Consider the following 15,891-nt stretch of genomic DNA (forward strand, 5'->3'; position numbering starts at 1 on the left):
CATGAGGACCTTTCCCAGCGACTTCGAAGGTTCGGGTGCCAGAACGCCCACTCAGCCCCTGTTGACTACCCTCAGCACACGGTAGTCAACAGAAAGTAGCGATGTAAAGGTCTCGGATGGGCGGTCGGCATCTGTCACCCGCCACCACGCAGCGTCACGACGCCGGCGGCCCGGCTCAGAACCGCGTTGGCGCTCGGACCGGACACCCCCAGGCTGAACACCCGGTCCGGCGTGACTCCGACCAGAGGTCGGACCGGGATGGAGATGACGGACGAAGAACTCCCGGCGGGGAACGTCACCGTGGTCGGCGGCAGTGCCGTGTAGTCGGTCGGACTGACCGCCGAACCGTCTGCCGTGGCCACCCGCACCGTCACCGTCTCACCGGCCGCGACCGCAGCCGACAGGGACACCCGGAGCTGCGCGGTGGTGGCGGAGGCTGTCCGCTGCATCGTCAGATCCCCGACCCAGATCGATAGCGGGCCCAGCGGATCGATGATCCGGGTGACCCCGTCGCCGTCGGCCACCACACCTCCGGTCACCGACAGCACCCGCAGGTGGAAGTCGGCGACCGCAGTGCCGTGCACACCACGCCCGAGGACGGTCACCGGTATCGACTTGCGCGTCTGACCGGCGGCGAAGGTCACCGACGACACCGGCAACGACCGGTAGTCGACGCCGGCCCTGGCCGCGCCGTCGACCGTTTGGTAACGCACGGTCACCGGACCGGCGGACGCCGCCGAGAGCACCACCGCGAACGACGCGGTCGCCGCGCCGGTCGAGGGCCGCACCAGCACCGCGTCGCGCACCGACACATCGAGCGGCACCACGGGGGACCCGGCCCGACGAAGGGTCGCGGTCCCGGAGGTACGCCCGAGGGCGACGTTCGCCGAAGGGCTCGACAGCCGCAGGGTGAAAGTCCGGTTGGCAATCTTCGGAACGCCGGCGCTCACCGGAACGCCGATCACGACGGACGAGCTGCCGACCGGGAACGTCACCGTCCGCGGGGGCAACGCCGTGTAGTCGGTCGGGCTGACCGCCGAGCCGTTGGCCGTGGCCACCTTCACCGTCACGGTCTCGCCGGCCGCCACCGGGGCCGACAACGACAACCGGAACCGTGCGGTGGTCGCCGTGGCACCCTGCTGCACCACCACGTCCCCGACCCACAGGGACAACGGGCCCAACGGGTCGATGATCCGGGTGACCCCGTCACCGTCGGCCACCACACCACCGGTCACCGAGAGCACCCGCAGGTGGAAGTCGGCGACCGCAGTGCCGTGCACACCACGTCCGAGGACGGTGACCGGTATCGACTTCAGCGTCTGGCCCGGCGCGAAGGTCACCGAGGACACCGGCTGTGTCCGGTAGTCGACGCCGGCCTTGGCCGCGCCGTCCAGCGTTCGATAGGTCACGGTCACCGGTGCCGTCGGCGGCGCCGAGAGCACGACCGGGAAGGACGCCGTCGCCGTACCGGTCGAGGGCCGCACCACCACCACGTCGCGGACCGACACGTTGACCGGGATCGCGGCCGGTGGCGGTGGCGGAGGTGGCGGTGTCGCCGCGGCAGCCGTCGTGACGACGACATTGCCGACCAGGTGGCGATCGGTGATCTGGCCATCGCCACCGGTGAAACCGATCAGGGCCTTGGCCGGTAGTGCGACCGCGGCGTCCAGGACGGCAGTGCCGTCCACCGACACCGTCATACGACCGGACACCACCTGGACCTGCACGTGACGTACCGTGCCGCGGAGCGCGGGCACCGCCGTCGACGTTGCGTTCCACACCAGGTTGCCGGGCTGCCGGGGATCAGATCCCGACGTCACCCCGATGAAGTTGTTGGACGGGTCGGTGCCGTTCTGGAGCGTGTCCAGGGCCACCGCTGTGCCCGCGATGCCCGACCAGCCCAGCCCGCTCCCGCCCGCGCCGACCGAGGTCGGTGTGGCCACGGCGGCATCGGCGATGCCGAGGGTCAGACCGTCGGCACCGGTGCCGCCGTCGATCGTCGAGTCGAACGAGACATTCAGGTACGACGTGTCGACCGGCGTCGAGAAGAACGTCGAACCGCCGGAGTAGGGCGTCGTGGCATCCGTCAGCTGCATCCCGGCCGCCACCCGTGTCGCCGATCCGTTGACCGTCCATCCCGGGTCGGTCAACGCAGGCAGGGTCACCGACCCGACGCCGGTCCCGGACAGTGCCACCGTTCCGGCACCGGCGCTGGACGTGATCGTCCACTGGTCGGCGGCTGCGCCGAGGGCCGTCGGCGCGAACCGCACGGTCTCCGGAAGGGACTGTCCGGCCGCGATCACCGTCCCGACGGGCAGTACGGTCGTCGCCGACAGGCCTTTGCCGCCCACCGGCGGGTTCGAACCGGTGATCGTCAGCGGGGACCCGCCGCTGTTGGTGACGGTGAACGTCGACGTCGCGACCGAGCCCGCCGGCACCTTCGAGAATCCGATGGCCGCCGGGGAGACCACCAGGTTGGCCGGGGCCAGCACCGGGTCGACCCCGTGGACGGAGACGTTCGAGACGACGTGTCGGTCGCCGATCAGTCCGTTGCCGGCGGTGAACCCGAGCAGGGTGCCGACCGGGAGCGTCATCGGCGTCGTCAACACCTGCGTGCCGTCCACGAACACGCTCAGCTGCCCGAGTGCGGCCTTCAGCTCGACGTGCCGCTTCGTGCCGCGCAGCGGAGGTACGGACGTCGTGGTCGCCGCCCAGACGATGTTCTGGTTGCCCGTCTGAGCGGCGGAGGAGGCAATGCCGATGAAGTTGTCCGACGGGTCACTGCCGTTCTGGAAGGTGTCGAGGGCGATGGCCACGCCGGGAATCCCGATCCAGCCCAACCCGCTACCGGAGGTGCCGGTCGAGGTGGGCGTCGCCCCGGCCTTGGGATCGCCAAGGGTCAGCGTCAGGCCGTCGGCCCCGCCACCGCCGGGTGCGCCGCCGGCGTCGTCGATGGTGGCGTCGAAGGACACGTCGAGGTAGGACCCGCCGACCGCCGTGGGCCAGAACGCCGACGGCGCCGCGAACTGGTCGGTGGCGGCAGTCAGCTGGAGTTGGTTCCCCACAATCTGGGCAGGCTTGTTCAGCGTCCAGCCGCCCGTCGCAGGATCGGGCACCGTGCGTGGCCCGACCCCGGTTCCGGTGAAGGTCACCAGGTGTGGGCCGCTGGCATCGGTGCCGGTGATGGCCCAGACGTCGGAGGCCGCACCCGTTCCGGTCGGCGCGAACTGCACGGTTTCGCTCACCGTGGCGCCGGCCGCGATCGACGTGCCTTCCGGCAGCGTCGACGTGGCGGTGAAACCCTTGCCCGCCACCGGCGGTTTGGACCTGTTCAGGGTCAGCGGCGAGCCACCGGTGTTCGTCAGGGTGAAGGTCCGGCTCACTGCCGAACCGGTCGGCACGGTCCCGAGATCGACGTGGTCGGAGGAGATCACCAACTTGGCGGCCTGCGCGGAGGACCCGGACATCGGCACGTCCACCTCGCCGGCCGAGGTCTTCACGGCCAGCACGTCGGTGAACGTTCCGACGACGGTGGGAGCGAAGGTCGCGGTCACCGTGAAGCTCTGGCCGGCCGGTACCACGACTCCCACGGGGGGCAGCCCGGCGACCGTGAACGGAGCTACCGGCGACCGGTAGGACTGGACGGTCAGCGGCTGCGCCCCCGTGTTGGAGAAGGTTGCGCTCCCGGTTGCGTTGGCACCGACCGCGACCCCGCCGAAGCTGATGGCCTTCGGTGAGGCGCTGATCTGGGCGTTCGGCGATTGACCCGTGCCGTTCAGGGACAGGCTGACCGTACCGATGTCGGTCGTGACGGTGAGCGCGCCGCTGTCCGGACCGACGATCTTGGGGCTGAAGGTGACCGGCACGGTGATCTGCCGGCCGGTGCCGAGCGCGACCGGGAGGCCGGGGGACGGGACCCCGGCGCTGAAGTCCGTGTTGGACGTGGAGATCGCGGTGACCGTCAACGGCGCATTGGCGGTCAGCGTCGCCGTCCGCACGGCACTCTGCCCGACGGTGGTGGCCCCCCAGGAAACCGAGGCTCCCGACATCGCCACCTTCACCGGTGAACCGAACCCGATCACCCGGCCGTCCCGGGTGCCGACGTAGACGTGATTGTCGTCGACGGCCGGCGAGTTGAACTTGCTGGAGGTGCCGATCGGGAAACTCTGGACGAGTTGCATCGTGCCGTTCACCGGCACGGGCTGGTAAGCGCGCAGCTGGGCGCCGATCCCTGACCCGCTGGGTGCGTAGATGACCCAGACGAGCGCGCTGCCGGACGTGGTGGCGTCCGACGTGACGACCGGGGGGCTCGAGCTGAGACCGAAGGCATCGGTGGACGTACCGACCAGGCTGAGGGTGGGGAGTCCCGTGCCGTCCAGACCGTAGCGGTAGGCGTGCAGCGCCCCGGCCGTCCCGTAGTTGGTACTCCCGGCCGACGCCGTGGTCACGTACACGTAGCCGCCGTCACCGGGCCAGGCCGCAGGTTTGCCCCAGACCCCGCCGTCGGGTCCGATCCGGCCGAGCACGGCGTCGCCGCCGGACGGACCCTGGCCGCGGCCACCGAGGTTGTCCCGATCCAGCAGGTAGAGGTAACCCTGCTTGCCCACCTCGACCATCAGGTGGGGATGAGCCACGGTGCCGAACTGGGCCGGCAGCCCCATCGGGGCACCGGAGCCGAGGTCGGCATCCCAGGCGTTCAGACTCGTTGCGTCGTACGGCACGAAGTAGTCGGTCGTCTTCAGGGACCCGTCCGCCTGGACGGTCAGTCTGGCCACCGCCTGCCCGAGATTCTTGGCCGGAGTCCTGCCCGGTCCCGCCGCGGCGTCGAGGTTGCCGTTGCCGGTCGCGAGCAGGATCTGGCCGGGACCATCGGACACCAGGCCGCCACCGGACTGCCAGATCCCTGCGCCGCCATCGGCTTTGGACTCGGCGCTCCAGAGCGTGGTCAACTTGCCCGCGGTGGAGATCCCGACGACCCAGCCGTCGTAGGGGTAGGCGTCGCAGTGACCGCCGAAGGCCGCGTAGACGACCCCGTCCATCAGCAGGAGTCCCGGTCGCTGCAGTTCCGTGGTCGCGTTGAAGTTCTGTCCCGGTGCGTTGGACGCGGTGCCCTGGATCAGGACGGGAAAGTTGGGGCGCTCGGCGCCGGTCGTCACGTCCAGTGCGTGCGCGTACCAGAGCGCCGGGCCGCTGGTCCCGGCGGCATAGCTCTTCTTCAGCAGGTACATGGTGTTGCTGGATTCGTCGACGACCGGCGTGCCGGTGATCCCGATGCTCGGGGTCAGGTCCGCACAGCGGACGTCTGCCGGGTTCCACGGAACACCGAGGTTCCTGGTCCACCGCTGGGCACCGGTGGCCGGATCCAGCCCGTAGACGTTGTTGGTCTCGGTGGCCACCAGCAGGGTGTTGTTCGATACCAGCGGCTGGGCGTACACCTGGCCGTCGACCGCGGTGGAGAACTGCTGACCGAAGGTCCCCCCGGCCACCAGGGCCGGGGACAGGTTGGCTTGATCCGGGTACCACCCGCTGCGCAACAGGTCCTTGCCGACCGTGGTCACCGCGGCTGCGGTCGGCCCGGCGCCGGCCAGTTCGACCAGTGTCAAGGTCAGGCAGGTCACCGCCGTCGCGGCGAGCAGGCGAACCGCGCGGGACCTCGTACCGTGTCCGGCACCGAACATCACAAGCCACCAATCGAGATGTGTTCCAGGGAGAGAGGTACGCCGCCCTCAGGAAAGCCGGAACAGATTCCAGGTCACCCGCGGCCCTTTCCATTGCCGGTACAGGGTAGAGATCCCGCCACCATCGGACAGGATGGTGGGCCAGCGGGCCTGCAGCTGGTCGGACGGGGCCTCGGTCGGCACCAGGAGGAACTGAATCCGTCGGGCGGCCGGATTCTGCAGGGCGGCCGGGAAATCGAGATCGGAATTGATCACGTAGGTCTTCGGAGCCGTACTGTCCAGGATCACCGCGAAGGCGAACGCCGAATCCGTGAGCACCGCGCCCTGGGGCAGATGCATCGCGTCGATGTCGGAGCTCACCTGCCGTTCCGTCCCGAACGGGAAGAGCAGAGCATCGTCGGCCGGGCTCTTCGCCGGGTGCAGTACCGCGCTCAGCGGCCCCGCTTCCTCCCGGGCGAGGTTCAGTCCCGGATCGGTGAGCGTGACAGCCTGCACCGGAAACGCCACCGCCACCAGCACGCCGACGGCCACGACGGCGTACCACTTCGCCGGCCGTCGCGGTGCCACCGATCCCCCAGCCGTCCGCGGGCCGGTTCGCCGTCCGGTGTCGGCCGTTCCGGGCGTCCGGTGCGCGAGCAGGGAACCGGCCAGCAGCACCGTGAGTGGGATGACCGAGATCTGGAAACGAAGCCAGCCGAAGGACGACCCGGCCAGCAGTGCCGCCGCCGCGAAGGCCATCACCGAGCCGAAGAGGAACGGCGCGGCCAGCATTCCGATATCGCGGCGTCGCCAGGCCAGCACCAACGCCACGATCAGCAGCACGGCGCACCCCGGCGCCAGGACGAAGATCTGCCGCGACAGGTAGGCGCTCGTCGCGCCGAATCCGGTTCCCGTCGATTCTCGGATGAACCGGGAGGCGTTCGCCACCTGGGCGGCATTGCCATAGCTCGAGGAGAAGGTCGGGAACCATTGCCCCACCAGGATTCTGGCCGACGCCGCCCACAGCAGGACGGCGAACAGGGCGGGCCCGCCGACCAGCAGCACGTCGTTGACCGCGACGCGCCGCCGCTCCCCTCGGGTGCCGCGGGCAGAGAACCAGCTCACGGCAGCGACGAAGACCACCGCGGAAGCCGCGGCGCCCACGGCCTCGTATCGGGCGAGATAGGCCAGTCCGAGCGAGATACCGGCCATCACCAGCGATCCCGGCTGCCGGAAGTGGGTCCAAGACAGCAGGGCGGATACCGCCGCCGAGAGGAACAGGAGAAGCATCGGCTCGCTCTGACCGCTTCCGCCGTACAGCAGGATCATCGGCTGCAGACCGAAGAGCATCACCAGGACACGGCGCGGACCGGTCCGCAGGCCCAGCTTGCGCAGGCAGGTCGAGATGATGGACACCGTCCCGGCCATGCACAGTGACGACTGGATGGAGCCGGCGAGTCCCTGCGTCACCAGCGCGGGGAAGAGCGACTTCAGCGGCAGGATCGGCAACAGCGAGAGGGAGGGCAGCGGATTCCAGACGAATCCGAGCGCGGGCAGATGGGGATCGCGGCTGTAGAGGACGAAGTAGGCGTTCGCGACCCGACTGGTGGCGTCGGTGAAGACCACACCCCAGTGGGTCAACAGCGCCGCACAGACCAGGTACACCGCCGCGAAGACGGCGAACAGGACGAGCGACTCGCGGCGGAACCGACGTCGCGTCGGCATTTCGGCAGTCGGGTTCCGGGTCTCGGAGACGAAGCGGGGCAACGTCATCACCGATGGGTTGGCCATCAGCGCATCGCCTCCGCCGGAACGACGGCAGGAAGGTCTGCGCTGTCGTCCGAGGACAGTCCGTGAGCGGTCTTCTCCCAGTAGGACGGCGTGAAGACCAATTGATACCCGGCCTTGGCCGCGGCCGCAGCCATCATCAACCAGTAGCCGGGTACCAGCAGGGCGGCCAGCAGCAGACCGGGCCGATTCATCACCCGGGTGGTCAGCACGTTGGTGTAGATCACGGCGGCGTTGCCGATCACGAAGCACAGCAGCGCCAGGTAGTAGATGCTCGCCGGGAACAGGGCCGCCAACCAGTCCGGCCGCTGGACGAACCAGACCACCGCCAACGACCAGAAGATCGGGTTGAGCAGCGCCGTCAACGGGGTGCCGAGAATGAACAGGTGGAAGCCCAGTGAACCGCGCCATCCCAGTTCACGCCAGAGAACGACCGGCTCCCGCATGTGGACCAGCCACGTCTGGAAGTACCCCTTGTACCAACGGCTTCGCTGCTTGACCCAGTTGACGAAGTCGGAGTTGGCCTCCTCCTGGGTGACCGAATCCAGGACGGCGACCGAATAGCCGAGCCGGGAGAGCCGGACACCCAGATCCGCATCCTCGGTGACGTTGAAGGGATCCCACGCGCCGACGGCCTTCAGCAGGTCCGTCCGGAAGTGATTGCTGGTGCCGCCCAGCGGAATCGGGGCCTTCGACGACACCAGGCCCGGAAGCAGGAGTCGGAACCAGGCACCGTATTCGATCGAGAACCATTTGGTGATCATGTTCTGCTGGCCGTTAAAGTACCCCAGCCGCGCCTGGACGCAAGCGTACCCGGGACCCAGTCGGCGCAGCGCGACGACGGCCTTCCGGAGCTGCAGGGGATCAGGTCGATCCTCGGCGTCGTAGATGGTGACGAACTCACCGTCGGCAAGCTGCAGACCGTAGTTGCAGGCCTTCGGCTTCGTGCGGGGCTCGGCCTCCGGGACCAGCACGATGGACAACGGAAAACGGCTGAGGGCCTCCTGGGCGGCCGCGATCGTCTCGGCATCGTCGACTTCCAGCAACAGCTTGATGTCGAGCTTGTCGGCCGGGTATTCGATGGCGGCCATGGCCGCCATCACCCGCCCGATCACCTCGGGTTCCCGGTAGGCCGGAACCAGGATCGTGTAGATCGGAAGCTCGTCGTCGGTGAGGGCGCGCGCATCTTCGTCGCGGATCTGGATGAGGTCCTCACCGCCCAGCCCGCGCTTGATGAGCAACAGGCGGTACATGAGGCAGGCGGTGTAGAGCACGGTGATCATGACCACGATCCCCCTCAGCGTGATCGCGGGCTCGGCGAGCAGGGCCAGCGCGATCAGCACGACCGACACGATCAGGCCGATCCGCTGGCGCCGGGAAACAACCTGATGGGCCGACAGGTCAGGACCGGCGAGCCGCAGTCCGTTGACCGCATGGTTGAGCCGGTCGCCGTCCGCGGAATCGGGTGGACCCGGGTGGGTGCTCAAGGCGTCGACCCGATCGTCGAAGATCCGGCAGCCGTGTCGACGGGCGAGACCTGCTGCCGGATGGTGATGCTGCCGATCAGCAGCGCGACCACCGTGACCACCGCGGCCGCCCAGCGCCAGGGAGGACGAACAGGGGTCGTCGGACGAACGGACGCAGAGCCGGACGGCCGCAGAGCCTTGAAATTGCCTGGTACCGCTGAGATCACGCTCCTTGCGGTGACGGCCACCACGAGCGCAAGGAGCAGGACCTGCAGCCACGGGTGCACCTGCACGACCGGGAGCAGGCACAACGGCAGGCCGAGGGCCCACCTCATCCTGGCGGTGGTCCGGGTCCCGAGCAGGACGAATGAAGCGGCAGCACCGAAGAGGACCAACGCCAGCAGACCGGTGGTGCTCCAATGGCCCGCGGCCCAGTTCTGCCGCCACCCCAGTGCCAGCCACACCGCCGCGGCCAGGACGGGAATCGTCAGGATGATGTCCAGTTGGCGATCGTGGACGTCAGGCTCGTCCGGAGCCGGCACGCATTTCAGCACCACCAGCGCCGCGGTGCATCCGACGACGACGACGACGGACACCGCGGGCAACGCAGAGACGGCCTGCCCACCCAGCATCGCCCACCACACACGCACCACCCCCGGGCACACCGCCAACGCGAGGATGAACGGCACGAAGGCCATGGCGACGATCGTGGGCCGGCGGCCGGAACGGGGCCGCGATCTCGTCGGAACGGGTTCGGCCGCAACATCTCCGACGATCGGATTCCACCGGTACACCCATCCCGAGGTGGCGACGTACCGGAGCACGAAGACCACACCGAGAACCAGGACGTTGGCGAGGACCGGTGGCACCCTGAAGACCTCGACCAACAGGGTCAGCAACGCCAGCTGCACCGGCAGGAGCACCATGCTGACCAGCCAGAAGCGACCGAACGCACGCACTCCCGACCTGGCTCTGGACCCGGCGAACACCAGGCTCTCCAGCAGGAGGAAATTGGTGACGACGGCGACCTGGGTCGCGATGACCGACCCGAGGAGGTAGGGCAGGTGCGGGGGCCCGTCGGTCAGACCCCAGAGGGCGGCGGTATTGACGCCGACACCCAGCAGGCCCACGGCCAGGAATCCGACCATCTGGGCGAGCCTCGACGGTGACATGCCGACCCGGACCGAGACCAGCTGTCCGAGGAACCGGAAACCTTCCCGGAGGGACGCCTTGCTCTCGCCGGCAAACCTCGGCTGGAACGAGAACGGGACGGAGGCGACCTTCCGGATCCGCTGGGTGGCGAGCAGTTCGAGCAGGACCTTGAATCCGTTGGGCCGGAACCGATCGAGGTCGATCTTGTCGAGGCGTACGGCGAAGAACCCGCTCATCGGGTCGCTGACGTTCTTCAGGCGCACCGGGAACAAGCCACGGGAGATGAGGTTGGAGCTACGGGACACCCCCCTCCGGAGTCCCCCGCCCAGGCCTGAGGCAGTTCCGTGACCCTCGTACCGGGTGGCGTAGACAAGATCGGCATCGGAGGAACGCGCGGTTTCCAGCAGGACCGGCACCGTGGCCGGCGGATGCTGCAGATCACCGTCCAGCACCACGACCCACGGGGACGCTGCGCTCCGCAGGCCGGCGGCAACCGCTCCGCCGAGACCACCGGAACGATCGGACCCGACCCGGTGGATCACCCTGACGTTCCGTGGAAGGGACTCGGCGGCCGCGGCGATGACCAGAGGTGTGTCGTCGTCGCTATCGTCGACGAACAGGATGTGTGCGTCGATCTGGCCCAGAGCCTGATCCAGTTGGCGCAGAAGTTCGACGATGGAATCCGATTCGTTCCTCGTCGGAATGACGACGGTCACTTCGGGGGGTGCGGTGACAGGCAGGCATCCGGCGCTGGTGCGATCTTCTTGCACGTGCAAGTGAACCCTCCGTCGATCTAGGCGAGAGCTCGTCCTTGAGCGTCTGGTCCGGTGACTCGACCAGCGTGGGTGCGACGCAACAGCGACGGGTCCGGGAACGTTCCGGTGACCGTGACGCGGGTTCCCTGCGGATCCGCACATGCACCGGCTCCGATCGGCCCGGCGGTGCGAGGGTAGCAGTCCGGGTGACACGGAAAGTAGTCGAATTGGCAAATATCGGCGTCGCAGTGCGCGAATGGCTGTCGTGTTCACTCTCCCTTCACCGTGACGTCACCCGGCGTCACCTTCGGGCCCGCCGCCGTCGGGTCGCCCCGTGACGTGAGCGGCCGCACTCGTGGAAATGGCGGCGGAGTCAGCAACACGGTCCGAATCAGCCTTCACCCCAACCTTTCTCGGCCTTCTTCGAGTCGAATCGACGCCGAACGAGGAGGCGCCCGGGAAAGTCGAGTGATATCTGACACACGGTGACTGGTGATGCGGTCCCGAGTTTCGGCCTTTTGCAGTCCACGTTCGGATGACGGGTATTGATATCCACGCCGTCGACCGGCCAAGAAATTCACCGCCCTGGCGCAGGATATCGATGGTCGATTCGCCCTGCGGGGGTGATGGCGGATCCATTCGGACGCAGCACTGCCCACGTGGCGGCTCTCACGATCCCGGCCGGACCCCCGGGGGGATACTGGAGGGTGTGATTCTCTCCCGTGGTTGGTCTCTGTTCCTGGTTGCCGTCGGCGTCTTCAACTGGGCCATCTGGCCTCGGTTCTCCTTGGCGATCTGGGACGACGCCCGCGCCTGGACCGGGCGGGTCGGTCATTCGTCGCCCACCTCTTTCCTGCTCGTGCATGCCGTCCTGGTGATCACGGCGGTCGTCGTCGGGACGATCGTGGGAGTGCTCGGCGTCCGCGGGTTCCTGGTCGATCGCCGCGTCCGCACGGCCCGGTCGGTCGTGGCGGCACAGCCGGAGCCGTCCCGCCGCTGAGGCAGGACGTCCCGCCCGGCAACGGGCACGGCAACCGGCTCGAGGTCCAATCGGTGACTTCCAGGAGTCCGGCGTGGATCGACGTCGGACCGGCGTGGGTCAGTGCTCGGCCTGCTGTTCCTTGGTGCGGACCACGATTCGAACGACCAGGCTCCGCTCGGCGACGGCGTCCAGCACCGCGCGCCTGGGCTCGGGGATGTCTCCGAAGGTGCGGGACGGCAGGGCCAGCAAGGCCTGCAGGCCGGGCTCGGCCATCACCTTCCGCAGGGCCGATGCGTCACCGGCCAGCACCAGCCCGCCCATGCGGGGGGCGAACGGCAGCAGTACGCGCTCGGCTGTGTTGGCCGCGTCGGACAGCGAAGCGGTGAGTTGATTGCCCCGTCGACGCGCGTATCGCTGCTGGGACCAACCGCCTGCTGCGGTGCGGCCCTGCAGGTAGGCCCGATCCGTCGATGAACTCAGGACCACACCATCCTTGGCCGTGCCGACGGAATGCGCGCCGCCTCGCACCAGGATCAGCCCGACCAGTCCGATGCCGGCCAGGTGTGAGACCAGTGCCTCGACCGGCTCACGATCGCCGACCGACATCGGTCCGAAGGGCACCTCGATCCGGGCCAGAGTTCCGTCACCGCCGAAGATCTCGAGTCGATCCGGGAATGCTCTGAGATCCTCGACGCCGGTGTTGCGCCCGGCGAACCGATTGACCCAGCCGACGACGCGGTGGGCCGAGATCTCCACCTCGATCCCGCCGCCGGCAGCCGGCCGCGGTCGGCCGACCGCGCTCACCGCCGCACTCTCACAGCGCCGAACCGGCATCCCAGAGCCGGGCGGTGTGACCGGCCAGCGTGGCCGCCGAACTCGCTGCCCGGTCATCGGTCAGCGAGGCGACGTAGTCGATGATGCCGCGACCCCTCCCCCACCGGATCAGGTCGTCAGGCGAGCCGCCCTGTTCACCTGTGCTTGTGATCAGCAGACCCGGGTTGGACCTCGCCAGCTGGTGGTAGGACCCGGTGGCCAGTTCGACGAGGTCGATCAGCCGGCGCGGAGCGCGTCCGGCGTCGACCGGGTCGGCCAACCAGGAGTCCAGATCGGCGACCAGTTCAGCCATCACCTGCCCCTGGCCGCGTTGGAACATGGCCAGATCGGGACGGTCCAGAACAAATCGCTGATGGACGAATTTCAGGACGGCGACCTCGTGCCACGCCTGTCGGTCCAGCGAGATGTGACCGGCTCGAGGTGGCGGATCCTTGGACACGAGGACCGAATCCTGCAGATGCGAGATCCAACTCCGGGTGAATTCCCCGACCAGCCGTTCGGCCGCCAGCGACGAGTCGAACGGTACGGCCAGCAGGCCGTCGACCAGATCGGTGCCGACCCGTCCGACCGCGACAGCGAACGCCTCGTCGTCGACCATCCAGCCGTCCTTGGCATGCAGCCGGCGGCGGAGCAGTTCCAGCAAATTGCCGGGCAGCCGCTCGTTGGCCTTCAGCTCGGTGAGGGGCACCTTCTCGAGATCGGCGCGGTGCCGGTTCCAGGTGCGGAACTCCGCAGACACCGAGGCATGCTGCAGCACTCCGGCCCGGTGGAAGTCGTCGAGATCGTGGAGTGAGTAGGCGATGTCGTCCGCAATATCCATCACCGAGCATTCGACCGTCTGGCGCCAGGGCTTGATGAGCGGGTAGGCAGCCAGCACTTCCGTCATCTCGCCCGCGTCCAGGACGTAGGCCGAGAACTTCCCCGACCCGAGACCTTCCTCCCCGCGGCCGCCACCCTTCGGCGCGTGCTCGGCGGTGCTCGGATGCGGATCAGGCACCCCGAACCTGGCCCAGGGATACTTGAGCACGGCCGCGCGCACGGCTGTCGTCAGGTTCAACCCCTCGCCGCTGGTGCCGTGGACGTCGAGCTCGGTGACGATCCGGAACGTCTGGGCATTGCCCTCGAAACCATCCGCCAGGCCGAAACGGGAACGGGCGATCCGGTCCAGCACCCGCTCGCCGAGATGCCCGAACGGTGGGTGGCCCAGGTCGTGCGCGGTGGCCGCAGCCTGGATGACCACCGGATCGCACCCGCCGAGTTCGGCCAGCAGCTCGCGGTGCGAGCCGTGGTTCAACTTGACCGCGATGGCCCGCGCCACCGCCGCCACCTTGATCGAGTGGGTCAGCCGGTTCTGCACCGATTGGCCGGCCGCGCCCTGCGAGATCACCTGAGTGACCGCGGACAGCCGGGAGAAATACGGTGAGAAGCGGATCCGGTCGAGGTCCTCGCGGTAGGCGGCCATCGAATCGGACTCGGTCTGCCCGCCGCGTCGGGCGAGGCGGGGATCCGTCGTCGTTGTCGTCATCGTGCCGCCAACACGTCGGTCTTAGAGAAGTCGTTGCCCTTGAACAACAATGGCTGACGCTTGTCCATGGCCAGTGCGTAGGAGAAGCAGTCGCCGAAGTTCAGTCCCGCCGGATGACCTGTCCCTCGCCCGAACCGGCGATATGCCGTGCGTGCCAGCCGCACCTGGGCCCCGGTCACCGGTTCGATGGTGATGTGGGCCAATTCGATGAACCGATCCAACGTCGGGTCGAGTTCCGGACCGAGCACCAACGACGTCTCCAGGAGTGTTGCTGCCGACAGCCCATTTGTACGCGCCTGTTCGATCGCAGACTCGAACGGTCGGCCTTCGGGCTCCAACCTGACGACGGCGACGATCGCCGAAGCGTCGAGGATCATCGGGGTAGGCCGGTTTCCTCGTCGTACAGGTCGGCGAAGGGATCTGGTGCGAGGTGCTGCAGCAGCGGCGCGGCTTCCAGTGCCAGAGCATGAAGCGCGTCGGCGATACCACTGCGATCGTTTCCCATGTCATCCAATTGCCGCTCCAGGGCCGTTTCGATAACACTGGTCATCGATCTCCCCGTTCTCTCGGACAGCATCTTGGCCAGTTCGTAGACACGCTGGTTCTTGATGTTGAGCGTGGGCATCTGCCCCTCCTCATCCATCGCCGCTGATCCCGCTGCTATCTACCTGGGTAGAAACTCAGTCTACCGGGGTAGAACGGTTTCGGCTGCGTCATCCGCAGATCCCCGGCCTGACGGGGCGAGGTAGAGCACTGCGATCGAAACCAGCAGCAAAATCCCGCCGAAGACGGTGAGGAGCGAGAGCGGCTCGGACAGGAGGACGACCGCCAGGATCGTTGCAGTCAGTGGCTCGATCAGGGTGAGCACCGACGCCACGCTGCTCGGCGTCGATCGAAGGCCGGCGTAGAACAGCGCATAGGCCAGCACCGTCGTGGCCGCGCCGAGGTAGACCAGTTGGCCGACGGCCGGGCCGGTCACGGCGAAGCCCGCGCCCGATATCAGAGCCAGGGGCAACAGGGTGACCGCTCCGATGACGCTGCTCGTCGTGGTCATGACAAGAGGCGAGATCCCCTGCGCGGCCCGTCGACTGACGATCGTCGTCAGGGCGTAGCTCACACCGGAGCCGACGGCCGCCAGGATGCCGAGCCCCGGACGGGGTGCTGCGATGCTGGCCGCTCCGGAGGAGGAGATTGCGACCAGAGCCAGTCCCGCGACCGCGACCAGAACGACCAGCGTCGTTCGGACGCTGGGCAGCCTGCGGGCGGCCACCGCCTCGATAGCGGTGGTGACGCACGGGGCGATGCCGAGGCTCACCACTGTGGAGACGCCCACTCCGACTTCGGCGACCGAGATGAAGTAGAGCACCTGGTAGACGCCGAGACCGACGCCTGCGAGGACGAGCGACCAGGGGTGGGTGCGGAGACCCCGCCCTGCCTGCACGAGCTTCGGTCCGGACAGGATCAGCAGCAGGAGCGCTGCTGAAAGGAGACGATAGAAGCCGATGGCAATGGGCCCGAGGCCGGCCGACTCGTGCAACCGGCGGACCACCACTCCTGTGGTTCCCCACAGCACTGCGGCCGTGCTGATCTGCACGAGGCCCATCCGGTGGCCGATCACGGTGGTGGTGCGACGGCGGGTAGCGGAGAGAAGAACGAGAGGATTCAGCATGGGGTGGCTCCGAGGGCAGCGGCCGACGATGGGCATCTTCACCGGTGGAGCGCAGACGTCTAC

General features: G+C 68.2%; 10 protein-coding genes. 1 reads left to right on the forward strand and 9 read right to left on the reverse strand.

The genetic code is table 11. The features are described from left to right. Nucleotides 1-134: 134 nt before the first annotated feature. The 4 genes from H7F38_RS17420 to H7F38_RS17435 are packed head-to-tail and all read right to left on the reverse strand — an operon-like array spanning nucleotide 135 to nucleotide 10,779. Nucleotides 135-5,678, reverse strand: a complete 5,544-nt coding sequence (locus H7F38_RS17420; protein WP_187091014.1) for a Calx-beta domain-containing protein — start codon at nucleotides 5,676-5,678, stop codon at nucleotides 135-137. A 48-nt stretch (nucleotides 5,679-5,726) separates the two neighbouring features. Beyond that, nucleotides 5,727-7,448 (reverse strand): ABC transporter, encoded by a 1,722-nt coding sequence (locus tag H7F38_RS17425; protein ID WP_187091015.1) that lies wholly within the window; start codon nucleotides 7,446-7,448, stop codon nucleotides 5,727-5,729. Then, the gene (locus H7F38_RS17430; RefSeq protein ID WP_187091016.1) at nucleotides 7,448-8,932 is read right to left on the reverse strand and encodes a glycosyltransferase; all 1,485 of its coding nucleotides are present in this window, start codon (nucleotides 8,930-8,932) and stop codon (nucleotides 7,448-7,450) included. Before H7F38_RS17430 ends, H7F38_RS17425 begins: the two co-directional genes overlap by 1 nt. Next, on the reverse strand, nucleotides 8,929-10,779 hold the full coding sequence (locus H7F38_RS17435; protein ID WP_187091017.1) for a GtrA family protein: 1,851 nt from the start codon (nucleotides 10,777-10,779) through the stop codon (nucleotides 8,929-8,931). Before H7F38_RS17435 ends, H7F38_RS17430 begins: the two co-directional genes overlap by 4 nt. 748 nt (nucleotides 10,780-11,527) lie before the next feature. Here H7F38_RS17435 and H7F38_RS17440 point away from each other — a divergent pair. Beyond that, nucleotides 11,528-11,818: an SCO4848 family membrane protein gene (locus H7F38_RS17440; RefSeq protein WP_187091018.1), complete on the forward strand. Its 291-nt coding sequence runs from the start codon at nucleotides 11,528-11,530 to the stop codon at nucleotides 11,816-11,818. Nucleotides 11,819-11,917: 99 nt separating this feature from the next. On the opposite strand, the gene H7F38_RS17445 is transcribed toward H7F38_RS17440, so the two are convergent. From H7F38_RS17445 to H7F38_RS17465, 5 genes are read right to left on the reverse strand one after another with little or no spacing between them, the layout of a single operon-like run. Then, nucleotides 11,918-12,604 (reverse strand): acVLRF1 family peptidyl-tRNA hydrolase, encoded by a 687-nt coding sequence (locus H7F38_RS17445; protein WP_187091019.1) that lies wholly within the window; start codon nucleotides 12,602-12,604, stop codon nucleotides 11,918-11,920. Between the two features lie 10 nt (nucleotides 12,605-12,614). After that, the gene (locus H7F38_RS17450) at nucleotides 12,615-14,159 is read right to left on the reverse strand and encodes a deoxyguanosinetriphosphate triphosphohydrolase family protein (protein WP_187091020.1); all 1,545 of its coding nucleotides are present in this window, start codon (nucleotides 14,157-14,159) and stop codon (nucleotides 12,615-12,617) included. After that, on the reverse strand, nucleotides 14,156-14,536 hold the full coding sequence (locus tag H7F38_RS17455; protein ID WP_187091021.1) for a type II toxin-antitoxin system VapC family toxin: 381 nt from the start codon (nucleotides 14,534-14,536) through the stop codon (nucleotides 14,156-14,158). The genes H7F38_RS17450 and H7F38_RS17455 overlap by 4 nt, the downstream gene beginning before the upstream one ends. Further along, complete coding sequence (locus tag H7F38_RS17460; protein WP_187091022.1) at nucleotides 14,533-14,784, reverse strand: type II toxin-antitoxin system VapB family antitoxin; 252 nt, start codon at nucleotides 14,782-14,784, stop codon at nucleotides 14,533-14,535. Before H7F38_RS17460 ends, H7F38_RS17455 begins: the two co-directional genes overlap by 4 nt. A 60-nt stretch (nucleotides 14,785-14,844) precedes the next feature. Further along, nucleotides 14,845-15,828 (reverse strand): DMT family transporter, encoded by a 984-nt coding sequence (locus H7F38_RS17465; RefSeq protein ID WP_187091023.1) that lies wholly within the window; start codon nucleotides 15,826-15,828, stop codon nucleotides 14,845-14,847. Nucleotides 15,829-15,891: the final 63 nt, after the last annotated feature.

This window comes from Nakamurella sp. PAMC28650 (assembly GCF_014303395.1).
Lineage (GTDB): Bacteria > Actinomycetota > Actinomycetes > Mycobacteriales > Nakamurellaceae > Nakamurella.